Source organism: Paracoccus indicus (genome assembly GCF_003056335.1).
Classification (GTDB): Bacteria; Pseudomonadota; Alphaproteobacteria; order Rhodobacterales; family Rhodobacteraceae; genus Paracoccus; species Paracoccus indicus.
This window is the reverse complement of record NZ_PYWA01000003.1, coordinates 390,541-414,670: the sequence shown is the minus strand read 5'-3', so window position 1 is coordinate 414,670 and position 24,130 is coordinate 390,541. Positions and strand designations below refer to the sequence as shown.

The following is a 24,130-nucleotide window of genomic DNA, read 5'->3' as shown; positions in this document are numbered from 1 at the left end:
GCCAATGGCGCAAGGGCGGCGGGCTGGCATTGCGGGTGATGCACCTTATGTAACGGTGAAAGGAGACTGCCATGATCCGTTTCGACAACAGTTATGCCCGCATGCCCGACGGTTTCTTCGCGCGGGTCCGCCCCACGCCTGTCAGCGCACCGGCGCTTCTGGCGTTGAACGAGGGGCTGGCCGACAGGCTGGGGCTGGCATCGGACCTGCTGCGCAGCGACGACGGAGTCCGGGTCCTTGCCGGCAACGCCATCCCCAAGGGGGCCGAGCCGATCGCCCAGGCCTATGCCGGTCATCAGTTCGGCGGCTTTGTCCCGCAGCTTGGCGATGGCCGCGCCGTCCTGCTGGGCGAGGTGATGGCCCCCGATGGCGCGCGCTTCGACCTGCAGCTGAAGGGCAGCGGCCCGACGCCGTTCTCACGCAAGGGCGACGGGCGTGCTTGGATGGGTCCGGTGCTGCGCGAATATCTGGTCAGCGAATTCATGGCCGCCATGGGCGTGCCCACGACCCGCGCGCTGGCCGCCGTGCGGACCGGCGACACCGTCTGGCGTCAGGAAGGAGGCCTGCCCGGTGCGGTTCTGACCCGCGTCGCCGCAAGCCACATCCGCGTCGGCACCTTCCAGTATTTCGCCGTCCGCGACCGCCCAGATGCGCTGGCCGCGCTGACCGACCACGTGATCGCGCGGCATTATCTCGATGCGAGCGGCCCGCTGGACTTGCTGAACAAGGTCGTGGCCCGGCAGGCCGAGACCATCGCGGACTGGATGTCGCTTGGGTTCATCCACGGCGTGATGAATACCGACAACATGGCGATCTCGGGCGAGACGATCGACTATGGCCCTTGTGCCTTCATGGACGTCTATCACCCGGACACGGTCTTCTCCTCGATCGACCGCAACGGGCGCTATGCCTGGGCGCAGCAGCCGCAGGTCGCGGTCTGGAACCTGGCGCAATTCGCTACCTGTCTGATCCCGCTGATGGGCGAACAGGATCAGGCGGTCGAGGATGCGACCAAGGCCGTCCACAGCTTCGGCCCGCTGTATCAGGCGGCCTGGCAGAAACGCTTCGGCGACAAGCTGGGCATCGAAGGCGCCCCGAACCAGCAATTGATCGAGCGCCTGTTGACGCTGATGGCCCACCAGCGTGCCGATTTCACCCGCGTTTTCGCAGGGCTGGCCGAGGGAACCGCGCGCGATGAGTTCACCGACCGCGATGCTTTCGATGCATGGGCGCGGGAATGGCAGGCGCTGTCGCCCGACATGGCCACCATACGGCGCGTCAATCCGGTCCGCATTCCCCGCAACCACCGGATCGAGGATGCCATCGCCTCGGCCGTGGCAGGCGACATGGCCCCCTTCGACCGGCTGTTCGCGGCGGTGACCCATCCCCGCGACGTGCGCCCCGAATGGGACGACCTGTCCCGTGCCCCGTTGCAATCCGAGGTCGTTCAGGCAACCTTCTGCGGAACATGACGGGCGCCGCGACCGATGCTGAAACTGGCCAGCTACAACCTGCACAAATGTCGGGGCCTGACGGGTCCGCATGCGCCTGAACGCAACCTTGCGGTCATCCGGGCGCTGGACCCCGACATCATCGCCCTGCAAGAGGTCGACTTCCGCCTCGGCCCCCGCATCGAGGCACTGCCCCGCAAACTGATCCAGTCGGAAACCGGGCTGGTGCCTGCCGACATCTTCGGCACCTCGGAAAGCAGCCTCGGTTGGCACGGCCAGACCATCCTGATGCGCCCCCATCTGGCCGCGCAGGCGACCCTGCGCCGCCTGCCCCTGCCGGGGTTGGAACCGCGCGGCGCTGTCGCCCTGCGCCTGCCGCATCTGACCATCATCGGCATTCATCTTGGGCTGGCGCGGTCGTCACGGCGGGCGCAACTGGCACGCCTGACGGCGCAGGCCGCGCGGATCGGGGCGGATCACGTCGTGATGATGGGCGATTTCAACGAATGGCGCGATGATCGCGGCCTGGAGTCGCTGGCCGGTTTCCGCGTCATAGCCCCCGGCCCCTCCTACCCCGCGCCCATGCCGCAACTGCGCTTCGACCGGATCGCCATGTCGCGCGACCTGACCCTGCTGGAGGCGGGCGTCTTTCACGGCGCGGGCGCGCGTGATGCATCGGACCACCTGCCGATCTGGGCGCGGATCGCGCTTCCGTGAAAATTGCGACTTTCGGACGCGGCCCTTGGCTTGTATGTAAGCGCTAACGCAGATCAACGGAGGGTCCTCATGACTGCCATTATCGACATCTATGCCCGTGAAATCCTTGACAGCCGCGGCAACCCCACGGTCGAGGTCGACGTGACGCTGGAAGACGGCACCATGGGCCGCGCCGCCGTCCCCTCGGGTGCATCGACCGGAGCACATGAGGCGGTCGAGAAGCGCGATGGCGACAAGTCGCGCTACATGGGCAAGGGCGTTCTGGAAGCCGTCGCCGCCGTCAACGGCGAGATCGCCGAAGCCCTGATCGGCGAGGACGCGACCGAACAGCGTGCCATCGACGCGATGATGATCGAACTGGACGGCACCCCCAACAAGGGCCGCCTTGGCGCGAACGCGATCCTGGGCGTCTCGATGGCGGTGGCCAAGGCCGCGGCCGAGGCGACCTCGCAGCCGCTGTTCCGCTATATCGGCGGCACCTCGGCCCATGTCCTGCCCGTGCCGATGATGAACATCATCAACGGCGGCGAACATGCCGACAACCCGATCGACATCCAGGAATTTATGATCATGCCGGTCAGCGCGGAAAACATCCGCGAAGCCGTCCGCATGGGTTCGGAAATCTTCCACACGCTGAAAAAGGAACTCTCGGCGGCGGGCCTGTCGACCGGCATCGGCGACGAGGGCGGCTTCGCGCCGAACCTGTCTTCGGCCCGCGACGCGCTGGACTTCATCCTGAAGGCCATCGAGAAGGCCGGCTACAAGCCCGGCGAGGACATCATGCTGGCGCTGGACTGCGCCTCGACCGAGTATTTCAAGGACGGCAAGTACGAGATGAAGGGCGAGGGTCTGTCCCTGACCCCTGCCGAGAATGTCGACTACCTTGCCTCGCTCTGCGCCGACTATCCGATCCTGTCGATCGAGGATGGCTGCTCGGAGGATGACTGGGAAGGCTGGAAGCTGCTGACCGATCGCCTTGGCGACGAGGTCCAGCTGGTCGGCGACGACCTGTTCGTCACCAACCCGACCCGCCTGGCCGATGGCATCGAGCAGGGCTGCGCCAACAGCCTGCTGGTCAAGGTCAACCAGATCGGCACCCTGTCGGAAACACTGGACGCCGTTCGCATGGCCGACCGCGCAGGCTTCACCAGCGTCATGTCGCATCGTTCGGGCGAAACCGAGGACGCGACCATCGCCGACCTGGCCGTCGCCACCAACTGCGGTCAGATCAAGACCGGCTCGCTGGCTCGTTCGGACCGCTTGGCGAAATACAACCAGCTGATCCGCATCGAGGAAATGCTGGGCGCCACCGCCGTCTATGCCGGACGCAGCATCCTGCGCTGATCCCCTCAGTCGGGGCCGTTCGTCGGCCCCGACCGTGCCAGTTCGGCCAGCGTCTCGATGGCCGATGACAGTTTCGACAACTCCAATCGACAATTCAGCGCGATGCGAACGCCTTGCGGCGCGTTCTGACCCGTTTCCGGTTCGCTCAGGAAATCGGTCACAGGGCGCACGATGATGCCCGAGGCTGCCGCTCGGATCACGAAATCCTCTGACCGCCAGGGCGCAGGCAGTTGCAGCCAGATCATCGGCACGCCGGGCCTGCTGGCAGCAGTCAGCCCCTGAAGATGCGTCAAGGCCAGGTGGCGGCGTTCCTCGACCCGCTTGTGGACATCAGCGGCGATGCGCCGCGCGTCGCCCGATCCGATCAGACGCGTCACCAGCCCCGTGATCGGCAGCGACAGCCCCATGTGGCTGTGCTGAGCGCCGATGCGCCCCGCCTGTCCCATGCCCGGCGGACACAGAAGAATGCCGAACCGCAGTCCCGCGGCGATGATCTTGGACAGGCTTGTGACATACCACACCCGCTCGGGCGCCAACGCCCGCAGGCTGGGCGGGGCATCGGGGTCCGGTCCCGTGGCATAGCATTCGTCCTCGATGACCTGCAGGTCGTGACGCCGCGCGATGCGCATCAATTCGTCCCGACGTTCCGGACCCATCCCCGCCATCGTCGGGTTCTGCGCCGAGGGTGTCAGGCAGACCAGGCGTGCGCCGCTTTCACGTGCCACGCGATCCAGATCCTCGGGCAGCATTCCCTGATCGTCCATCGCCACCGACAGTGTCTCGGCCCGCATGAGGCGCGCGGCATGGGTGATGCCGGGATAGGTCAGCGCCTCGGTCATCACCTTGGCGGGCTGATCGGCAAGGCACAGCGCCATGACCAGCATGATCGCGTTCTGCCCGCCGTGGGTCAGCACCAGGTCCTGCGCCGTCACGTCGCCCAAGGGCCGCACCGACATCCAGTGCAGCAGGGATTCCCGGCAGTGCAGGTCGCGGCTGAGGGGCGTGTAATCCAGGATGTCCGCGCCCAGTTCACTGCCGATGTCGGACAGATGCTGGCCGATGATCCGCGCTTGGTCGCAGTCGGGCAACTGCGGGATGCGCAGGTCGATCGGACCATCGGCGTTCACTGGCCGGTCCAGGCTTTCATACAGCAGCGGCTCCGGCAGCGGCCTGCGGGGCTTGGGGGCCGCAATGAAGCTGCCACGCCCGACGTGGCTCTCGATGACACCTTCGGTCGCGGCCAGCTGATAGGCGCGTGCCACCGTCCCCGTCGTCACCTTCAACCGCCATGCAAGGTCGCGCATCGGCGGAAGCCGCGTGCCGGGGGTCAGCTCGCCCGAACGGGCAGCCTGTCGCAGTGCATTGGCCAGGGCGCGGAACTTGGGTCCCTCGTGCAGGGTCAGATCCGGCTGCCAGTCTTCGATCCGCATCCGGACACCCCCCAGTAAATTTCGCGATCTGCACGGTAATACGCGGAAAAGACGGACACAATCGCTCCATGGGGTCGCCCGCCGCGGACCTGCGAATTTTTCGCACCGAAAGCGGGCCTGCACACTCGACACATGGGGAACTGCGGCTAAACTGCGATCCATGCAGGGCGGGTTCACGATGGGGCGAAGACCCCACCCGACCCGAGCGGAGGAGAAAACATGAAAGATAACAAAAGCCTGGACCGCCGGTCCTTTCTGACCCGTGCCTCGGTCGGTGGTGCCGCTGCGGCGGCTGCCGGTGTGATGGCGGCACCTGCCATCGCGCAGGACAGCCAGAAGGTGACGTGGCGTCTGGCCTCGTCCTTCCCCAAGTCGCTGGACACCATTTATGGCGGCGCCGAGGAACTGTCGCAGCGCCTGTCCGAGGCCACCGACGGTCGCTTCACCATCCAGGTGTTTTCCGCGGGTGAGATCGTGCCGGGGCTGGACGCGATCAACGCCACGACCGAGGGCACCGTCGAATGTTCGCATTCGGTCGGCTATTACAACTGGGGCAAGGACCCGGCCTTCGCCTGCGGCGCCGACCTGCCCTTCACCTTCTCGGGGCGGTCCAAGGCGGCCTACAATTATCACGGCGGCGGGATCGAGAATTACAACGAATTCCTGAAGGAATACAACCTCGTGGCTTATCCGGGTGGCAATACCGGCACCCAGATGGGCGGCTGGTACCGCAAGGAGGTCAACACGCTGGAGGACATGAAGGGCCTCAAGCTGCGCATCGCCGGTCTGGCCGGTCGCGTGATGGAGAAGCTGGGCGTCGTGCCCCAGCAGATCGCGGGCGGGGACATCTATCCCTCGCTGGAACGTGGCACCATCGACGCCGCCGAATGGGTCGGCCCCTATGACGACGCCAAGCTGGGCTTCCAGAAGGTCGCGCCCTACTACTACTATCCCGGTTTCTGGGAAGGCGGACCGACGGTCAGCTTCTTCGTGAACCAGTCGGCATGGGATGCGCTGTCGGAAGCCGACAAGGCGCTGTTCCGCACCTGCTGTCAGGCCGTCGACCAGAACATGCTGGCAAAATACGACATGAAGAACCCGACCGCCCTGAAGGAACTGGTCGGCTCGGGCGCGCAGCTGCGCTCCTTCAGCGAGGAAATCCTGACGGCGGCCTTCAACGCCTCGCAGGAGGTTTACGCCGAGCTGAGCGCCGAGAACCCGGCCTTCAAGAAGATGTATGAATCGATGCTGGCCTATCGCGACGATTGGTACCTGTATCAGCAGACCGCCGAATACACCTTCGACACCTTCATGATGATCCAGCAGCGGGGCGGCGGACTGGCCAAGGAAGGCTGATCCCCCTTGCACATGACATGAAAAAGGGCCGGATCATCCGGCCCTTTTTGCGTTTCAGTTGCCACCCAGACCCGGAGGCGGACCGCCGAAGCCAAGCCCCATGCCGCCCGAGGTGCCCTCGGTCTTGGGCTGAGGTTCCGCTTCCTCCGCGGGCGCCGCGTCCTTGGTCCCGCCGAAGGGCGATCCGCCAAGGCCGCCAAGCGATCCGAAGCCCGATCCGCCCTCGGCGCCGCCACCGAAGCCGCCCATCGGGATCTGCATCTTGATCGTCGAGGTATCCACCACCGGCCCCTTGTAGTGCATCACCATGCCTGGGAAGATCACGACCGCTACGATCATCACGATCTGCAGCCCGACGAAGGGCACCGCCCCGCGATAGATGTCCATCGTGCTGACCTCGGACATGGTCTTGCCGGTGACGTGGTCCCGATAGGGTTTCCGCGGCGCCACCGATCGCAGGTAGAACAGCGCGAAGCCGACGGGCGGAGTCAGGAAGGACGTCTGCATCGTCACGGCCAGGATGACCCCGAACCAGACCAGGTCGATGTCCAGCGCGTTGGCGGCGGGGATCAGCAGCGGCACGATCACGAAGGCCAGCTCGAAGAAGTCCAGGAAGAAGGCCAGGAAGAAGATGATCAGGCAGACCGCCGCAAGGAAGCCGTACTCCCCGCCGGGCAGCGCCGTCAGCAGATCCTTGACCCAGACATGGCCGTTGATCGAGTAGTAGGTCAGCGAGAAGACCGTCGCGCCGATCAGGATGAACATCACGAAGGCCGACAGGCGCACCGTCGCGAGAAGCGCCTGGTTCACCACATCGAAGCTGAGCCGCCGCTTGAAGGCCGCAAGGATCAGCGCCCCGCTGGCACCCATGGCGCCGCCCTCGGTCGGAGTGGCGATGCCCAGAAAGATCGTGCCCAGCACCAGGAAGACCAGTGCCAGCGGCGGGATCATCACGATGATCACCTGTCGCGTCATGGGCGACATGATGCCGGTGCGCAGCTTCTCATCCGCAAGGGCCAGCACCAGCATGATGAGCACGGTCAGCGCCGCGGCCCAGATCGCGCTGTCGTCGCCCAGCTGTTCGCCCAGCAAATGCTGGGTCGCGTAGAAGATGGCGATGGAACCCAGGATGGCCCCCAACAGCGACCAGCCGCCGCCGCCAAGGCTGCGCGCTTCGGGCGGCAGGGCGGGCATCATCGAGGGGCGCAGGATCGACATCACCAGCACATAGACAAGATAGACCCCGGTCAGCGCCAGTGCCGGAACCATCGCCGCCTTGTACATGTCGCCGACGGACCGACCCAACTGGTCGGCCAGGACGATCAGCACCAGCGAGGGCGGAATGATCTGCGCCAACGTCCCTGAGGCCGTGATGACCCCGCTGGCCAGCCGCTTGTCATAGCCATAGCGCATCATGATCGGCAGAGAGATCAGCCCCATCGAGATGACCGATGCCGCCACCACCCCGGTGGTCGCCGCCAGCAGCGCCCCGACAAGGATGACTGCATAGGCCAGACCGCCGCGCACGGGGCCGAACAGCTGGCCGATGGTGTCCAGCAGCTCCTCGGCCATGCGGGACCGTTCAAGGACGATGCCCATGAAGGTGAAGAAGGGAATGGCCAGCAGCGTGTCGTTGCGCATGACGCCGAAGACGCGGTCGCCAAGCGCCCCCAGCAGGTTCCAGCCCAGGTTGATCTGGTCCGACAGTGGGGTCAGAAAGACGCCGAAGAAGAAGAACAGCAGGCCGTTTGCGGCCAATGCGAAGGCGATCGGGTATCCGAACAGCAAAAACACCACCATGGAGAAGAACATGATGGGCGCAAGGTTATGGGCGATAAGTTCGATCACGGGCGGTTCCTCGGGTCGGCAGAGGCGGCGTCGGCCTGATCCTTTTCAAGACCGACGGTCATGATGGCGGCCTCCTTCAGGCCCGAGTCGTGGCTGTGGGCATGGGGGTTGGGATCGGGGATGATGCCGCGCATGACGGCGATCTTCTTGATCAGCTCGGATATGCCCTGGACGAACAGCAGGACGAAGCCCGCGACCAGGATCGCCTTGGCGGGCCAGATCAGCAGCCCGCCCGCGTTCATCGACACCTCGTTCGTGCGCCAGCTGATCAGGAAGGACGGATAGAGCAGCCAGATCATGATCGCCGTGAAGGGGAACAGGAAGAACAGCGTGCCGATCAGGTCGATCCAATGCTGGACCCTGCGCGACCAGCGGCCATAGATCACATCGATGCGGATATGCTCGTTTTCCAGCAGCGTATAGGCCGAGGCCAGCATGAATGCCCCCCCGAACAGATACCACTGCAGTTCCAGCCAGGCATTCGACGAGATGCTGAAGACCTTGCGCACGATCGCGTTGATGGCGCTGACCAGGATGGCCAGCAGGATCAGCCAGGCAACGCTGCGGCCGATCGCGGTGGTGACGCGGTCGATGCCGCGCGACAGGGCCAGTAGGCCACCCATGTAATCCCCTCCCTCGTGGATCGCGCCTTGTTGGCCGGCGCGGGTTCCTGTGGCTTGCGATATGCGGCATCGGGGCGGGGCGGGTCAAGCGCGACGGCGGATCACGGGCCCCAGGTCAACGCGACCAGTACCGCCGTCTCGGTCACAAGACAGGCCGCCCCCAGCACGTCCCCCGTCTGCCCACCCAGCAGACGTTCGGCGCGACGCGAGACGAACCACATCGCCAGCAGCGCGACGACGACCCCGCCGATCAGCGCGCGGGCATCAGATGCTGCCATCACCAGGGCCAGCAGTGCCACGAGGGCGGCAAAAAGACAGGCGCGGCGTCCGGGACGCCCCGCGGCCTGTCCCAGCCCGTCGGCCCGCGCGGGCGGCATCCTCTGCATCAGCAGCACCGGCGCCAGCCGACCTGCGGCCATGGCGGCGATCAGCGCTGCCGCATCCAGCCGGCCCAAGGCCGCCACGCGGATCAGCATGGTGCAGATCAGCGCCGCCGCGCCATAGCTGCCGATGGTCGAATCGCGCATGATCCGCAGCCGGTCGGCACGGTCGCGCCCGCCGCCCGCATCCGCGAAATCGGCCAAGGCATCCTCGTGCAGCCCACCGGTCAGCCAAACGGCGAAGGTGACCGCCAGTGCCGCGGACAGCAGGCCCTGTCCGAACCACAGGGGAAGACCCGCAATGGCACCGACAAGCGCACCTGCAAGGGGAAACGCCCAGGCCGCGCTGGCCAGCGGCAGGACCCTCGGCGGCAGGAAGCGACCCAAGGGCAGCCGTGTCAGGAAGACCAGCGCCAGGATCAGCTGTTGCAGCCTAGCCAATGCCGGCCTCGGCAAAAGTGGCCATGCCGTTGTGACACTCCAGCGCCGCGCGCAGGACCAGCAGGGCGACCCCTGCCCCCGATCCCTCGCCAAGGCGCATGTCCAGAGCCAGGATCGGTTGCTTGCCCAGGGCCGCGATCAATCGCTTGTGGCCCGGTTCGGCGCTTGCATGGCCGATCAGGCAATGGTCCAGCGCCTGCGGATCGTCGCGGGTCAGCACGGCTGCGGCGGCGCAACAGATGAAGCCGTCCAGCATCACCGGAATGCGCAACTCTCGCGCCCGCAGGATCGCGCCGCAGATTGCGGATTGTTCGCGCCCGCCGAACGCCGCCAAGGTTTCGGCGGTCGTCCGGGGTGAATGCAGCGCCAGGCCTTGCGCCACGGCGGCGATCTTGGCCTGCAGCATCGGGCCCTGGGCGCCGGTGCCGGGTCCGACCCAATCCTCGGCACGCCCGCCCAAGGTGGCTGCCGTCAGTGCCGCCGCGACCGTGGAATTGCCGATGCCCATCTCGCCCAGCAGCAGGATGTCGGCGTCCGGATCAACGGCATCGGCCCCCGCCTCCATCGCCTGCTGCACCTCGGCCGGGGTCATGGCGGGACCGGCGGTGAAATCGGCGGTGGGCCGGTCCAGATCCACCGCCATGACCTGCAGATCAGCCCCCGCGACCTTGCATATATGGTTGATGGCCGCGCCCCCGTTGCGAAAGTTCTGGACCATGGCCGCCGTCACGGTGGCGGGAAAGGGCGTGATGCCGCGCGCCACGACGCCGTGATTACCGGCAAAGACGATCGCTTGCACACGGTCCATCGCCGGACGCGAGGTGCGGCGCCAACCGGCCATGAACACGGCAAGCTCCTCCAACCGGCCAAGCGATCCTTGCGGTTTCGTCAGTTCGTCCTGACGCGCCTGTGCGGCATCGGCGGATTCCTGGTCAAAGTTGGTCATGCATTCCCTCGGGCATGGGTTTCAGTCGCAGGGGTTGGCCGCTGACGGCCATCCAGACCTGATCGGCCAGATCGCCGATGGTCTGGTTCATCCAGCCGTGTTCATCGCGGAACTGCCGCGCAAGGGCGTTGTCGGGCACGATGCCCTGCCCCAGTTCATTGGTCACAAGAACGACAGGACAGCATTGCTGACGTAACGTCATGGCCAATGCGCCGACATCCGCCTGTCCCATCATGTTCGACATCCATAAGGTCAGGCAGTCGACCAGCCGAACCCCCTGCCCATCGGTGTCGCGAAGGGCCCGGCACAGATCGCGGGGTTCCTCGACCGTTTTCCAGTTTTCGCCGCGACTGATTTGATGTCGCTGTATTCTTTCGCCCATCTCGCCGTCGCGCGCCTCGGCGGTGGCGATATAGATGCGGGGCATTGCATGTCGTGCAACAAGGCGCTCGGCCAAGGCCGATTTGCCCGATCGCGCGCCGCCCGTCACAAGCGTGATATGTCCGTGCCGTGTCATGGCGACATCTGTTCCACATGGTGGGACGGTTGAAAAGGCGCAAAGGCCGCTTGCTCATCGCGCAAGTTTGCGTAACGTCGCGCCATTCGGGCGCAGAAGACGCCCACATGCAACATGGAGGAGCTGGCCATGACCAGACTTTTCACCACCACCGCGCTGTTGGCAGCGCTGGCACTGCCCGCCTATGCCGTCCAACCCGCCGAGGGCGAGACGCTGGCCGACAGCCAGACCTATACCTATTGGCTGCTGGACGCGATCAAGTCGCTGGACCCGGCCAAGAACACCGACGTCGAAGGTTCGGACGTGCTGCGTTCGCTGTTCGAAGGTCTGATGAACGAAAACGCCAAGGGCGAGATGATCCCCGGCGTCGCCGAAAGCTATGAGGTCAGCGACGATCAGCTGACCTATACCTTCAAGCTGCGCGACGCCAAGTGGTCGAACGGCGAGCCCGTCACGGCCGAAGATTTCGTCTTTGCCTGGCAGCGCGTCGTGAACCCGGAAACCGCGTCGGAATACGCGTGGTACATGGAGTTGATGAACGTCGTGAACGCGACCGAGATCGTCGCCGGCGAAGCCAAGCCCGAGGAACTGGGCGTCAAGGCCATCGACGACAAGACGCTGGAGGTCACGCTGACCACGCCGACCCCCTATTTCGTCAGCACGCTGTCGCATGCCACCACCTATCCCGTCCCGCAGGCCGTGGTCGAGGAATTCGGCGACCAATGGACCCAGCCCGACCATCTGGTCGGCAACGGTGCCTTCACGCTGGCCAGCCACAATCTGGGCGTCGAGATCGTGATGGAGAAGAACCCGGAATACTGGGACGCCGACAACGTCCTGATGGAAACGGTTCGCGGCGTCACCGTGAACGACAACAACGTCGCCCTGACCCGCTATCAGGCAGGCGAGCTGGACCGCGTCCAGATCCCCGCAGGCCAGTATCCGCGCCTGTCCGAACAATCCCCCGAGGAAGCCGTCTCGGTTCCCTACGGCTGTTCCTATGCCTACGTGATGAACCTGTCGGACAAGGGCCCCGAGGCGCTGAAGGACGTTCGCGTCCGTCAGGCCATGGCGCTTGGTCTGAACCGCGAGGTGATCGTCGATCAGGTTCTGCAGGGCGGTCAGAAGCCCGCCTATACCTGGACCCATTGGGCCATCAACGGCTTTACCCCGCCCGAAGGCGGCATGGCCGACATGTCGATGGAAGACCGGATGGCCAAGGCCAAGGAACTGCTGGCCGAGGCAGGCTATGGTCCCGACAACCCGGTCAAGGTGTCCTTGCAGTACAACACCGATGACAGCCACCGCCTGCTGGCCATCGCGGCACAGCAATTCTGGCGCCCCCTGGGCATCGAGGTCGAGCTGAACAACGTCGAATGGAAGGTCCATACCGACCGCCTGCAATCGCAGGACTTCGACGTCGCCCGCTATGCCTGGTGCGCCGACTACAACGAAGCCTCGACCTTCCTCGACTGGTTCCGCACCGACGGCTACAACAGCGGCAAATGGTCGAACGAGGAATACGACAAGCTGCTGGTCGACGCCCGCACGGCCGATGATACCACGCCGCTGTATCAGCGCGCCGAGGAGATCCTGGCCGAAGAAATGCCCGCGGTCTTCGTCTATCACTATGCCAAGGTCGACATGATCAACCCGGCCATCAAGGGCCTTCCGCGTGAAAACCTGTTGAACACGTGGTATGCCAAGGACCTGTATCGCGTCGCCGAATAAGGCAACCGACCTTTCATGATCGGGCCGGGACGGGTTTTGACCTGTCCCGGCCCTCGGCTTTCAACCATCCCGCAGGGAGCCCAACGCGATGATCGCATTCATCCTGCGACGGCTGGCGGTGGCGATACCCACGCTGCTGCTGCTGATCGTCTTTTCCTTCATCCTGATGCACATGGCACCGGGCGGTCCCTTCACCGCCGAACGCGCCCTGCCGCCGCAGGTGATCGCCAACCTCGAGGCGCAATACGGGTTGAACGACCCGCTGTGGCTGCAGATCTGGAACTATCTCTACAACATCGTGGTGCATTTCGACTTCGGTCCCAGCTTCGTCTATCCCGACCGGACGGTGAACCAGCTGATCGCCGCGGGCTTTCCCGTGACGCTGACCTATGGCGTGCTGTCCTTCGTGTCGGCCATCGTGCTGGGCGTGTCCTTGGGCGTCGTCGCGGCCATCTGGCACAATTCATGGGTCGATTACATCGCGGTAGGGATTTCCATCGGTGCGCAGGTCCTGCCGAACTTCGTGATGGCGCCGTTGTTGGTGCTGGTTCTGACGCTGTGGTACGGTCTGCTGCCCGGCGGCGGTTGGAGCTTTAGCGACCCCAGTTTCTGGATCATGCCGGTGATCGCGCTGGCGACCAGCTATATGGCGTCGATCGCGCGGATCACACGGTCTTCCATGCTGGAGGTGCTGGGTTCGAACCACATCCGCACGGCCCGCGCCAAGGGGATGCCCGAACACCGGGTCATCATCCGCCACGCGTTGAAGCCCGCGATGCTGCCGGTGATCAGCTATCTGGGTCCGGTCTTCGTGTCGATGATCACCGGTTCGGTGGTGATCGACATGTATTTCTCGACCGGCGGGATCGGCAAGGCCTTCGTGGACTCGGCGCTGAACCGTGACTATGCGGTGATGATGGGCGTGACCATTCTGGTGGGCGCGCTGACGATCCTGTTCAACCTTATCGTCGACGTGCTTTACGCATGGATCGACCCCAAGATCAGGTATTGAGCCATGGTCATTGACGAACAAAAGATGAAATCCCTGTCGGCCAAGCTGGTGCAGGACGAGGTTCGCGGCCGCAGCCCTTGGGCGGACGCACGCAAGCGGTTCCTGAACAACAAGGGTGCAATGCTGGGTCTGATCATCCTGATCCTGGTTTCGGTCTTCGCGCTGGTCGGCGGTCAGTTCGCCGTCTGGTCGAACGAGGAGCTGGACTTCAGCGTCATGGGACAGGTCGCCCAGATGGGCCAGCCCTCGTTCGAAAACGGCCATTACTTCGGCACCGACAACTTGGGCCGCGACCTCTTCGCGCGGGTGGTCCAAGGGACGCAGGTCAGCCTGATGGTCGGCGTCGTGGGGGCGGGCATCGCCGTCATCGTCGGCACGCTTTATGGCGCGACGGCGGGTTATGTCGGCGGGCGCACCGATCAGATCATGATGCGGACCGTCGATATCCTGATGTCGATTCCCTACATGTTCGTGCTGATCCTGCTGCTGGTGATGTTCGGGCGGTCGATGTCGATGCTGTTTCTGGGCATCGGGTTGATCAGCTGGCTGGACATGTCGCGCATCGTGCGCGGCCAGACCCTGTCGCTAAAGAACCGCGAATTCATCGAGGCTGCCCGCGCCACCGGCGTTCCCGCGTGGAAGATCATCATCCGCCACATCGTCCCGAACCTTCTGGGCGTGGTCGCAGTCTATGCGACGCTGCTGGTGCCGCTGATGATCCTGACCGAAAGCTTCATCAGCTTCCTTGGCCTTGGGGTTCAGGAACCGCTGACCAGCTGGGGCGCGTTGATTTCCGAAGGGGCAGGCACGATGAACTATGGCACCTTGTGGCAACTGGCCTTCCCGCTGTTCTTCTTTGTCATCACGCTGTTCGGCTTCTTCTTCGTGGGCGACGGCCTGCGTGATGCCCTCGACCCGAAGGAGCGCTGAGCATGAGCCTTCTAGACATCCGGAACCTCTCGGTCCGCTTCCAGACCAACGACGCCGAGGTCTGCGCCGTCAACAACGTCAACCTCTCGGTCGAGGCTGGCCAGACCCTTGGCATCGTGGGCGAATCCGGCAGCGGCAAATCGCAGCTGTCCTTCGCGATGATGGGCCTGCTGGCGCGCAATGGTCGCGCCTCGGGGTCGGTCGTCTTCGACGGCCAGGAAATCCTGAACGCCAAGCCCAAGGTGCTGAACAGCATCCGCGCCGAGAAGATGGCAATGATCTTTCAGGACCCGATGACCTCGCTGAACCCCTATATGCGGGTGGCCGACCAGATGGCCGAGGTGCTGACCCTGCACAAGGGCATCGGCAAGCGCGAGGCCGTGGCGCAGGCTGTCCAGATGCTGGACGCCGTCAAGATCCCCGACGCCAAGGGCCGCGTGCGCCTTTACCCGCATGAATTCAGCGGCGGCATGCGCCAGCGTGTGATGATCGCCATGGCGCTGCTGTGCAAGCCCAAGCTGCTGATCGCGGATGAACCGACCACCGCGCTGGACGTCACTGTTCAGGCCCAGATCATGCAGCTGCTGAAGGAGTTGCAGCACGATTTCGGCATGGCGATGATCCTGATCACCCATGATCTGGGCGTGGTCGCAGGGTCCTGCGAACGCGTGGCGGTCATGTATGGCGGGCGCATTCGTGAAACCGGGCCGGTGCGTCCGATCTTCGCCGCGCCGACGCATCCCTATACCCAAGGGCTGCTGGACGCGATCCCGCGCGTCGACCAGACGTCCGAGGAACTGCACGCCATCCCCGGCCAGCCCCCGAATATGAGCCGGCCCCCAAGCGGCTGCGCATTCTCTCCGCGCTGCCCCTATGCACGCGAGGGCTGCGACACGATCGATCCGCCGCTGGAAGGCTTTGCCCCCGAACAGGCCCGCGCCTGTCACGCCCCCGTGGCCGAGGTCATCGCCCGCCAGACCCGTATCACCATCGACGACGACCAGCCCGCAGCCGATCTTGGCGACGGTCCCGCGCAGGCCATCCCGCGCGGTGCCGTGGCAGGCGCTGGCGCCGCCGGAACCCCCAGCACGGTGGAGGGACAGCAATGAACCCGCTTCTTGATGTGCGCGACTTGCGCGTGACCTTCCAGATCCGCCGCGAGGGCGATCTGCCCTGGGCCAAGCCCCGGCCCCTGCATGCCGTCGCAGGCGTCGATTTCACCCTGAACCCCGGTGAGACCTTGGGCGTCGTGGGTGAATCGGGCTGCGGGAAATCCACGCTGGCCCGCGCCCTGATCGGGTTGGTCCACGCCGAGGGGCAGGCCGAATGGATCGACGGCAAGGACCTGCTGGCCATGTCTCCGCGCCAGATGATGAAATATCGCAGCGACATCCAGATGGTCTTCCAGGATCCTCTGGCCAGCCTGAACCCGCGCATGACCGTGGGCCAGATCATCGCCGAGCCGCTGACCACGCACCGCCCCGACCTTGGCCGCGCCGAGGTCCGCGACCGCGTCAAGGCGATGATGGAGCGGGTGGGCCTGCTGCCGAACCAGATCAACCGCTATCCCCATGAATTCAGCGGCGGCCAGTGCCAGCGCATCGGCATCGCCCGCGCGCTGATCGTGGAGCCCAAGCTGATCATCTGCGACGAGCCGGTTTCGGCGCTGGATGTCTCGATCCAAGCGCAGGTGATCAACCTGCTGATCCGGCTGCAAAAGGAACTGGGGCTGGCGCTGGTCTTCATCGCCCACGACCTGTCTGTGGTCAAACATATCAGCGACCGGGTGATGGTGCTTTATCTGGGCAAGGTGATGGAGGTCGCCTCCTCGACCGAGCTGTATGGCAACCCGCAGCACCCCTATACGCAGGCGCTGCTGTCGGCAGTTCCGGTCCCCGATCCGACGATCGAGACCGGAAAGACCATCGTACCGCTGGCGGGTGATCTGCCCTCGCCCATGAACCCACCTTCGGGCTGCGTCTTCCGCACGCGCTGCCCCCGCGCGCAGGCCCGCTGCGCCGAGGAGGTTCCGGCGCCCATCGGCGGCGACCACAAGATCGCCTGCCATTATCCCGGCCCCCTGACCGAGGCCGAGATCGCCCACGCCCGTCGACACGAGGCCGCGTAAGATGCCGCCGTCCGACCCGACTGCAACCACATTTGCAGCGCGTTGGGCGGCGCTGAAGAACATCCCGCCCTTCCTGCGGATGGTGTGGCAGGCCAGCCCCGCGCTGACCCTGTCGATGATCGTCCTGCGCCTGCTGCGGGCGGTCATGCCCGTGGCGATGCTGTGGGTCGGCAAGCTGATCATCGACCAGGTCGTGCGGCTGTCGTCCCTGCCCGGCCACCCCGAGACCCTGTCGGGATGGTGGGACAGCGGGCTTGCTACGGGGCTGATCGCGCTGGTGGTGGCGGAACTGGCGCTGGCACTGACTCAGGACATCCTGGGGCGTCTGGTCAGCTATACCGACAGCATGCTGCAGGAAAAGCTGGTGATCGACATCTCGATCCGGCTGATGGACCACGCGGGCGACCTAGACCTTGCCAGCTTCGAGGACCCCGCCTTTCAGGACCGGCTGGACCGCGCACGCCGCCAGACGATGGGGCGCATTCCGCTGGTCAACCAGGTCATGCAGCAGCTGCAGGATCTGGTCACCGTGGGCAGCTTTGCGGTCGGCCTGCTGGTCTACAACCCGTGGCTGGTCCTGCTGCTGGCCGTGGCGCTGATCCCTTCGCTGTTCGGAGAGATGCACTTCAACGCCCAGACCTATGCGTTGAACCACCGCCGCGCGCCCGACCGGCGCGAACGCGATTACCTGCGCATGATCGGGGCCAGCGCCGAGACCGCGAAAGAGGTCAAGATCTTTGGCCTCTCGCCCTTCCTCCGCGACCGCTACCTGACGCTGGCGCGGCGCTTCTACGTCGAAAACCGCGCCATCCAGCGACGTCAGCTGACGGTGATGGCGGGGCTGACGGCGATGGGGACCCTGGCCTATTACGGCGCCTTCCTCTGGATCATCGCCAACGCTCTGACCGGCGATCTGACGCTTGGCGATCTGACCTTTCTCTCGGGCAGCTTCCTTCGCCTGCGCGGGCTGCTGGAGGGTCTGCTGAGCAGCTTTTCAAGCATGGCCGGACAGGCGATGTATCTGGACGATCTGTTCGAGTTCTTCACCTCGACCCCCGCCATCGCCTCGCGCCCCGACGCCCTGCCGATCCCGACCCCAATCACGCAGGGCTTCCGCTTCGAGAACGTTGGCTTCCGCTATCCCGGTCGTGACGATTGGGCCATCCGCGGGATGAGTTTTGATCTGCATTCCGGGGAAACCGTGGCGCTGGTCGGTGAAAACGGCGCAGGCAAGACCACCATCGTCAAGCTGCTGGCGCGGCTCTATGACCCCGACGAAGGGCGCATCCTGCTGGATGGGCGCGACCTGCGGGACTATGATCTGGACGAATTGCGCGGCGCGGTTGGCGTGATCTTCCAAGACTTTGTCCGCTATGCCGTCACGGCTTCGGAAAACATCGCCATAGGTCGAATCGAGGCGCGGGACGACCGTCCGCGAATCATCTCTGCCGCCGAACGGTCGCTGGCCGATCAGGTCATCGCCAAGCTGCCCAAGGGCTATGACCAGATGGTCGGCAATCGGTTCAGCAAGGGCTTGGACCTGTCGGGCGGCGAGTGGCAGAAGCTGGCCATCGCCCGCGCCTATATGCGTGATGCACAACTGCTGATCCTGGATGAACCCACCGCCGCACTGGACGCCCGGGCCGAATACGAGATCTTCGAGCGGTTCAAGGAACTGACGCATGGACGCACGGCGCTGCTGATCTCGCATCGCTTCTCCAGCGTGCGGATGGCCGACCGGATCATCGTGCTGGAAAAGGGCCGCGTCGATGCGCAGGGCAACCACGAGGAACTGCTGGCCCAGAACGGCCGCTATCGCGAGCTGTTCGAGCTGCAGGCGCAGGGGTATCGCTGACAAAAGGGGGGTGATGGTACCGCCTGCCCGTCTCGAACGGGCGACCTCTAGATCCACAATCTAGCGCTCTAACCAACTGAGCTAAGGCGGCACTGGGCGGTTCAATAGCCCCAGTGCGCGGGGGTTGCAACCCTCGCTTGCCGTGAAATTGCGTCCGCGTTACAGAAAGTTTCTCAGCTGAAAGGACAGACCATGGGTATCAACAGCGAAAGCGACGTCACGGCCAATCTGCAGATCGGCCCGACCGATCAGGGAATGGTCCGCATCTACGTCCAGGGCGACGGCATCGACCTGCCGATGGACTTCGATGCCGAAGAGGCGACCGAGATCGCCGAGGAACTGCTGGCCGCAGCCGAGGCCGTGCGCAGCGATTCTAAAAAGCCCCGGCGCTGAAGCCGTCGGGATCGCAAAGACCCTGCAACCGCAGGGCCGCGGTCCGGGCAAAGTCGCGTTGCACCTTGGTGCGGCGTGCCGGAGCCAGCCGGGTTTCGGGTGCCATGCGCGCGATTTCCGCACCATAGGCATCGGCCATGATCAGGCCCGTATCCTCGGGCAGCAGATCGACGGGAAAATTCTCGTCGACGGCCCAGAAATAGCGGTCGCACCATTCCAGATACCCCTGCCACTTGCGGTCGGACTGGAAATCGGCGCGGCTGCTCTTGCATTCAACGATCCATAATTCGCCCTTGGGGCCAAGGCTGATCAGATCGACGCGCAGCCCGCGCGATGGCACGAATTCGGTCAGGACGGCATGGTCCAGCGTTCGCAGCATGCGCCCCGTGCCGCGCGCCAGGCGCTGCCCCGGCATGGCGGGAAGGCAGGTCGGATCAAGATTGCTCATCGGGAAAAACTAGAACAAATCGGCAACCACCTCAAGCCGCCTTGCCGCTGGCTGACGCTGCGTATAGCGTCCCGCCAAACGCGAAACCCGATGCCTCTTGAAAGGTCTGCATGTTCGATATCGCCCTGCTGTTTCTTGCCGGGCTGGTCGGCGGCATGCTGAACGCGGTGGCGGGTGGCGGCACCTTTATCACCTTCCCGGCTCTGGTTCTGGTCGGTGTGCCGCCGGTCATGGCGAATGCCACCGCGACCGTCGCATCCTTTCCCGGCTATCTGGCGGCGACCTATGGCTTCCGCCGCGATCTGGCCGTAATGCAGGGCGTGCGGATGGTTCATCTGACGTTCTGGACCATGGCTGGCGGGATGGTCGGAGCGGGTCTGCTGCTGGTCAGTTCAAACCAGGCGTTCTCGGCACTGGTGCCCTTCCTGCTGTTGATCGCCACCGTCGTCTTCATCTGGGCCGAGCCGATCAGGGCACTGGCGGCGCGATATGCGCGCGTGGTCACACCCTTCGGGTTGGGCACGCTGCTGCCGGTTGCGATCTATGGCGGCTATTTCAACGGCGGGCTGGGGATCATCCTTCTGGCGCTGTTCGCCATGTGGGGCATGCGCGACATCCACCAGATGAACGGGCTGAAAAGCTGGCTCAGCGTCGCCTTGTCGTTGATCGCCTGCCTGATCTTTGCCGTCGGCGGATCGATCGCATGGGGACCCGGCGCGCTGATGGCCACCGGCACCGTGCTGGGTGGCCTGGCCGGTCCGTCCATCGCAAGGCGGATTCCCATGCCGGCACTGCGGGCGCTGATCGCCTGCATCGGCTTCGGAACCACCGCAATCTTTTTCTGGCGTCTCATTCAAGGAGCATGAACATGAGCGACATCACCCGCATTGAAACCGGAACCCGCATGAGCCGCGCGGTCATCGCCAACGGCTTCGTCTTCCTGGCCGGTCAGGTCGGCGAACCCGGCAGCTCGGTGGCCGATCAGACCCGCGAGTGCCTTGCGAAGGTCGAGGATCTGCTTGCGAAGGCAGGCACCGACAAGACCAAGATCGTTTCGACGCAGATCTGGGTGGCCGACATGGCCGATTTCGCCGAGATGAATGCCGTGTGGGACGCATGGGTTCCCGAGGGCCACGCCCCTGCCCGCGCCACGGGCGAATCGGCGCTGGCATCGCCCGAACTGAAGGTCGAGATCATCGTCACCGCGGTCCTGTGATCGCCTGAATGACCGAGCGCGCCGCGCGATGGCCCGGCGCCTCACCCCCTTTACCTAGGCGGTCCATGGTCAGATCCATCGCATGCAATTGGGCACTGCGCGAGGCGGGGTCCTCGAGAGCGGCCTGAAGGGCCAGGGCGATGGGACCGGGCTGGCACTGACCGCCCAGATATTCGGGCACCGCGCGGGTGTCGCTGACCAGATTGACCAGCGTCACAGTATCGGTCCGCAGCAATGCCCCCAAAATCCAGCGGCTGATCGGCGCCATGTCATAGCCGATCACCATCGGAATGCGGTTCGCCGCCAGTTCGAGGCTGACGGTCCCCGATGCAGCCAACGCCAGATCGGCGGCTGCGAAAGCGGCGCGCTTCTCATCCGCCTCCTCGATGACGATGGGGGCCGTCGGCCAGCGGCGTGTCATGTCGCGGACCATGCCCGCCACGCCGGGGACGGTTGGCAGAACGACGCGGATCTCGGGGACGCGGTCGCGAAGGCGCATCAACGCCTCATCGAAGCGAGGCCCGAGGCGCGCGACCTCGGATCGCCGTGATCCGGGCAGACACAAGACGATGGGCGCATCGGCGTCGATGCCATGCGCGTTTCGGAACAGCATCGCCTGATCCGGCCCCGCCACATCGGATGTCGCCACCGGATGGCCGACGAAATCGCAGGTCATCCCCGCCGCCTGCATCAACGGCGGCTCGAACGGCAGGATCGCCAGCACGTGGTCTATGACCTTGGCCATCTTCACCGCCCGCCCCGATCGCCATGCCCAGACCGAGGGCGCGACATAGTGAACGGTGCGCAGCTGCGGTCGCGCCGCACGGACAATCTTGGCGACCCGCAGACAGAAGTCGGGACTGTCGATGGTAACAAGCACGTCGGCGCCCGACTGCAGAACCGCCTCGGCGGTTTCGGCGATCCGGCGTTTCAGGTGACGGTACTTGGGAAGGACTTCCCAGATGCCCATCAAGCTCAGCTCATCCATGGGAAACAGGCTGTGCAACCCGTGAACCTGCATGCCGGCGCCGCCGATGCCGACGAATTTCGCGCCCGGATCAAGATCCTTCAGACCCGCCATCAAGGCCGCGCCCAGCTGGTCGCCCGAGGGTTCGCCTGCGATCAGGAAATACTTCATGCCGCTTCACCTTGCTGCTGTCGGAACATAGGTATTGGCCAATCGGCCCGGATGCCAGTGCTTCCTGAGCAGGCGTCAGCCTTGGGGGCCCACTGCCCAAAGGAACATCCCGGCTGCCTCTGCCCGGCGCAGGGTCTCGGGCCGGTCCAGCAGGATCGCGCCGCCCGCTTCCCATGCGATGCCGGTCAGATCGGCCTTCGCGGCCTGATCGACGGTATCGGGACCGATGGTTGGCAGGTCGATCCGCCGATCCTGATCGGGCTTCGGCGCCTTGTAGAGGACACCCTTCGCGCCCTTGGGGTTGGGTCGCATGTCACCGTGGAGTGCGGCGAATTCCAGCATCGCCTCGGTTCCCGGCAAGGTTTCAAGCGCGAGGCAAAGCCCCTGCGCCACGACCGCGCCCTGACCCAGATCCAATGCACCGGTCGCGGACAGGATCTGCGCGGCACGGTGAACGTCGCGCTTGTCAGCATCGGAAGGCTGACCGGTCAGAAGACCTTCGGCGGGAACCAGATCAGGGCAGATTTCCGATACGGAACATATGGCAAGGTCGTTTTCCTCGAAGATGTCGAGGACAGTTCGCAGGGCTGCATCATCGCCTGACTGCATGGCCATCAGGATCCGCGGGACCATCTGCGCGGTGCGGGGATCGAAGGCTTCGGGATCAAGCCTGGGGCGTCGGATCGCCCCGGCAAAGACCACGCGGGTGATCCCCTGATCCAACAGGTTGTCGATGAAGGGCAGCAGACGCTCCAACCGGAAGGTCGTGTGGTCCAATCCTTCGGGCGCGAACCCCTCCAGCGCATAGACTGCGGGGTTGTCCAAGGCGCGCGCCACTGCGGGGGCGAGGTGCCCCTTGCCTGCGATCACTGCAATGCGTGTCATTTACTCTGCCTTGTTGCGCGGCGTCAGAAAGCTGCGGTCCGAGGGGCCGAGGATGAAGTCCAGCACATCACGCTCCATCCCGTGAACATCGGTTTCGGCGCGCGCGCGGGCGGTATCGCGGAAGGATCCCTGCCCCAGGGCCGCCAGCAATTCGCGCAGCGCCACGATGTCGCTGCGGCTGGCCCCGCGGCGTTTCAGGCCAACTAGGTTCAGCCCGTCCAGATGGCCGCGCGGTCCCTGAACCAGGCCATAAGGGATGACATCGGCGGTCACCATGGTCACCGCGCCGATCATCGCGCCACGTCCGATGCGCACCCATTGATGCACCCCCGACAGCCCGCCGACGATCACATCGTCCTCCAGATGGCAATGCCCTGCGACCGAGGCATTGTTCACAAGGATCACCCGATCGCCGATATGGCAGTCATGTGCGACATGCGCCCCTGACATGAACAGACCGTCGTCGCCGACGATGGTGACGCCGCCGCCGCCCTCGGTCCCGGGGTTCATCGTGACATATTCGCGGATACGGTTGCGCGCACCGATCTTCAGGCTGACATCCTCACCCCGGAATTTGAGGTCCTGAGGCACCTCGCCGATGCAGGCGAATGGGAAAACGACCGTGTCGGGGCCGATGCTGGTGTCACCGGCGACCACGACATGGGACTTCAGAACCACCCCGGCCGCCAGCTTGACCTTGGCGCCCACGACGCAGAACGGCCCGATGGACACGCCCTCGGCGATCTGGGCGCCGGGTTCGACCACGGCCGAAGGGTGGATCAGGGTCTCAGGCATCGGTCTTCCGCGCCATCATGGCGGTGAACTCGGCCGAGGCGCAGAGCTGGCCGTCGACCATGGCCTTGCCCTCGAACTTCCAGATCTTGCCGCCACCGCGGATCGCCTTGACGTGCAGCTCGACCACGTCGCCCGGCACGACCATGCGGCGGAACTTGCATTTGTCGATGCCCATGAAATAGGTCAGCATCTCCTCGTCCACGACGTTGATGCTGATACCGACGACGATGGCGGCGGTCTGGGCCATCGCCTCGATGATGGTGACGCCGGGCATGACCGGCTGTTCGGGGAAATGCCCCTGAAAATGCGGTTCGTTGCTGGTGACGTTCTTGATGCCGACGGCGCTTTCGAAGGGCACGATGTCGCGCACCTTGTCGATGAACAGGAAAGGGTAACGGTGCGGGATGATCCGCTTGATCAGCGACAGGTCTGCCTCGGTATAGGGGGCGGGATTGCGCGCGTCGTCGGCCATTTTCGTTCCTTCAGGCGGTTTTCAACGGGTTACCAACCGGATGCGGGCTTGGCAAGCACGCAGGGTTGCGGGTG

24 protein-coding genes and 1 tRNA gene are annotated in these 24,130 nt (G+C 64.8%); 13 read left to right on the top strand and 12 right to left on the bottom strand.

Annotation, left to right across the window (positions count from 1 at the left end):
• The first annotated feature begins 71 nt into the window (after positions 1-71).
• The 3 genes from DDE75_RS07305 to eno all read left to right on the top strand — a co-directional run bounded on the left by DDE75_RS07305 (position 72) and on the right by eno (position 3,512).
• Positions 72-1,472 (top strand): protein adenylyltransferase SelO, encoded by a 1,401-nt coding sequence (locus DDE75_RS07305; protein WP_108501700.1) that lies wholly within the window; start codon positions 72-74, stop codon positions 1,470-1,472.
• 15 nt (positions 1,473-1,487) lie between these two features.
• Positions 1,488-2,168 carry an endonuclease/exonuclease/phosphatase family protein gene (locus tag DDE75_RS07300; RefSeq protein WP_108501699.1) on the top strand — a complete coding sequence of 227 codons (681 nt, stop codon included), beginning with the start codon at positions 1,488-1,490 and terminating at the stop codon, positions 2,166-2,168.
• A gap of 69 nt (positions 2,169-2,237) precedes the next feature.
• Positions 2,238-3,512, top strand: a complete 1,275-nt coding sequence (eno, locus tag DDE75_RS07295; RefSeq protein WP_108501698.1) for a phosphopyruvate hydratase — start codon at positions 2,238-2,240, stop codon at positions 3,510-3,512.
• Positions 3,513-3,517: 5 nt separating this feature from the next.
• On the opposite strand, the gene DDE75_RS07290 is transcribed toward eno, so the two are convergent.
• Positions 3,518-4,942 carry an aminotransferase-like domain-containing protein gene (locus DDE75_RS07290; RefSeq protein ID WP_162798938.1) on the bottom strand — a complete coding sequence of 475 codons (1,425 nt, stop codon included), beginning with the start codon at positions 4,940-4,942 and terminating at the stop codon, positions 3,518-3,520.
• A 237-nt stretch (positions 4,943-5,179) separates the two neighbouring features.
• Here DDE75_RS07290 and DDE75_RS07285 point away from each other — a divergent pair, with 237 nt between their 5' ends.
• A complete protein-coding gene (locus tag DDE75_RS07285; protein WP_108501763.1) occupies positions 5,180-6,298 on the top strand; it encodes a TRAP transporter substrate-binding protein in 1,119 nt (372 codons plus the stop codon).
• A gap of 54 nt (positions 6,299-6,352) precedes the next feature.
• Here DDE75_RS07285 and DDE75_RS07280 read toward each other — a convergent pair whose 3' ends face one another.
• The 5 genes from DDE75_RS07280 to cobU all read right to left on the bottom strand — a co-directional run bounded on the left by DDE75_RS07280 (position 6,353) and on the right by cobU (position 11,053).
• Positions 6,353-8,146, bottom strand: coding sequence for a TRAP transporter large permease (locus DDE75_RS07280; RefSeq protein ID WP_108501696.1), 1,794 nt, complete (start codon positions 8,144-8,146; stop codon positions 6,353-6,355).
• Positions 8,143-8,769, bottom strand: coding sequence for a TRAP transporter small permease subunit (locus DDE75_RS07275; RefSeq protein ID WP_108501695.1), 627 nt, complete (start codon positions 8,767-8,769; stop codon positions 8,143-8,145). Before DDE75_RS07275 ends, DDE75_RS07280 begins: the two co-directional genes overlap by 4 nt.
• A gap of 101 nt (positions 8,770-8,870) precedes the next feature.
• A complete protein-coding gene (cobS, locus tag DDE75_RS07270) occupies positions 8,871-9,590 on the bottom strand; it encodes an adenosylcobinamide-GDP ribazoletransferase (protein ID WP_108501694.1) in 720 nt (239 codons plus the stop codon).
• Positions 9,583-10,536 carry a nicotinate-nucleotide--dimethylbenzimidazole phosphoribosyltransferase gene (gene cobT, locus DDE75_RS07265; protein WP_108501693.1) on the bottom strand — a complete coding sequence of 318 codons (954 nt, stop codon included), beginning with the start codon at positions 10,534-10,536 and terminating at the stop codon, positions 9,583-9,585. Before cobT ends, cobS begins: the two co-directional genes overlap by 8 nt.
• The gene (gene cobU / locus DDE75_RS07260; protein ID WP_108501692.1) at positions 10,523-11,053 is read right to left on the bottom strand and encodes a bifunctional adenosylcobinamide kinase/adenosylcobinamide-phosphate guanylyltransferase; all 531 of its coding nucleotides are present in this window, start codon (positions 11,051-11,053) and stop codon (positions 10,523-10,525) included. Before cobU ends, cobT begins: the two co-directional genes overlap by 14 nt.
• Before the next feature lie 129 nt (positions 11,054-11,182).
• Here cobU and DDE75_RS07255 point away from each other — a divergent pair, with 129 nt between their 5' ends.
• The 6 genes from DDE75_RS07255 (at position 11,183) to DDE75_RS07230 (ending at position 18,709) form a co-directional block, all read left to right on the top strand.
• Positions 11,183-12,784, top strand: a complete 1,602-nt coding sequence (locus DDE75_RS07255; RefSeq protein WP_108501762.1) for a peptide ABC transporter substrate-binding protein — start codon at positions 11,183-11,185, stop codon at positions 12,782-12,784.
• An 88-nt stretch (positions 12,785-12,872) separates the two neighbouring features.
• On the top strand, positions 12,873-13,796 hold the full coding sequence (gene oppB, locus DDE75_RS07250) for an oligopeptide ABC transporter permease OppB (RefSeq protein WP_108501691.1): 924 nt from the start codon (positions 12,873-12,875) through the stop codon (positions 13,794-13,796).
• Positions 13,797-13,820: 24 nt separating this feature from the next.
• Positions 13,821-14,726, top strand: a complete 906-nt coding sequence (locus DDE75_RS07245; protein WP_108501761.1) for an ABC transporter permease subunit — start codon at positions 13,821-13,823, stop codon at positions 14,724-14,726.
• 2 nt (positions 14,727-14,728) lie between these two features.
• Positions 14,729-15,835, top strand: a complete 1,107-nt coding sequence (locus tag DDE75_RS07240; protein ID WP_108501690.1) for an oligopeptide/dipeptide ABC transporter ATP-binding protein — start codon at positions 14,729-14,731, stop codon at positions 15,833-15,835.
• Positions 15,832-16,854 (top strand): oligopeptide/dipeptide ABC transporter ATP-binding protein, encoded by a 1,023-nt coding sequence (locus DDE75_RS07235; protein ID WP_108501689.1) that lies wholly within the window; start codon positions 15,832-15,834, stop codon positions 16,852-16,854. Before DDE75_RS07240 ends, DDE75_RS07235 begins: the two co-directional genes overlap by 4 nt.
• Position 16,855: 1 nt before the next feature.
• On the top strand, positions 16,856-18,709 hold the full coding sequence (locus tag DDE75_RS07230; protein WP_162798937.1) for an ABC transporter ATP-binding protein: 1,854 nt from the start codon (positions 16,856-16,858) through the stop codon (positions 18,707-18,709).
• A 14-nt stretch (positions 18,710-18,723) separates the two neighbouring features.
• Here DDE75_RS07230 and DDE75_RS07225 read toward each other — a convergent pair.
• Positions 18,724-18,800 (bottom strand) — tRNA-His (locus DDE75_RS07225).
• A 101-nt stretch (positions 18,801-18,901) separates the two neighbouring features.
• Between DDE75_RS07225 and DDE75_RS07220 the strand changes: the two genes are divergently transcribed.
• A complete protein-coding gene (locus DDE75_RS07220) occupies positions 18,902-19,102 on the top strand; it encodes a DUF6324 family protein (protein ID WP_108501688.1) in 201 nt (66 codons plus the stop codon).
• Here DDE75_RS07220 and DDE75_RS07215 read toward each other — a convergent pair.
• Positions 19,083-19,550, bottom strand: coding sequence for an MmcB family DNA repair protein (locus DDE75_RS07215; RefSeq protein WP_108501687.1), 468 nt, complete (start codon positions 19,548-19,550; stop codon positions 19,083-19,085). The genes DDE75_RS07220 and DDE75_RS07215 overlap by 20 nt on opposite strands.
• A 110-nt stretch (positions 19,551-19,660) precedes the next feature.
• On the opposite strand from DDE75_RS07215, the gene DDE75_RS07210 reads away from it, so the two are divergent.
• Positions 19,661-20,416 carry a sulfite exporter TauE/SafE family protein gene (locus tag DDE75_RS07210; RefSeq protein ID WP_108501686.1) on the top strand — a complete coding sequence of 252 codons (756 nt, stop codon included), beginning with the start codon at positions 19,661-19,663 and terminating at the stop codon, positions 20,414-20,416.
• A 2-nt stretch (positions 20,417-20,418) separates the two neighbouring features.
• On the top strand, positions 20,419-20,766 hold the full coding sequence (locus DDE75_RS07205; RefSeq protein WP_108501685.1) for a RidA family protein: 348 nt from the start codon (positions 20,419-20,421) through the stop codon (positions 20,764-20,766).
• Here DDE75_RS07205 and lpxB read toward each other — a convergent pair.
• The 4 genes from lpxB to fabZ form a co-directional block, all read right to left on the bottom strand.
• Complete coding sequence (gene lpxB / locus DDE75_RS07200) at positions 20,750-21,904, bottom strand: lipid-A-disaccharide synthase (protein ID WP_108501684.1); 1,155 nt, start codon at positions 21,902-21,904, stop codon at positions 20,750-20,752. The two genes, DDE75_RS07205 and lpxB, sit on opposite strands and share 17 nt — an antisense overlap.
• Positions 21,905-21,979: 75 nt before the next feature.
• Complete coding sequence (locus DDE75_RS07195) at positions 21,980-22,789, bottom strand: LpxI family protein (protein WP_108501683.1); 810 nt, start codon at positions 22,787-22,789, stop codon at positions 21,980-21,982.
• Positions 22,790-23,584 (bottom strand): acyl-ACP--UDP-N-acetylglucosamine O-acyltransferase, encoded by a 795-nt coding sequence (gene lpxA, locus DDE75_RS07190; protein ID WP_108501682.1) that lies wholly within the window; start codon positions 23,582-23,584, stop codon positions 22,790-22,792.
• Positions 23,577-24,056, bottom strand: coding sequence for a 3-hydroxyacyl-ACP dehydratase FabZ (fabZ, locus tag DDE75_RS07185; protein ID WP_108501681.1), 480 nt, complete (start codon positions 24,054-24,056; stop codon positions 23,577-23,579). The genes lpxA and fabZ overlap by 8 nt, the downstream gene beginning before the upstream one ends.
• Positions 24,057-24,130 lie beyond the last annotated feature (74 nt).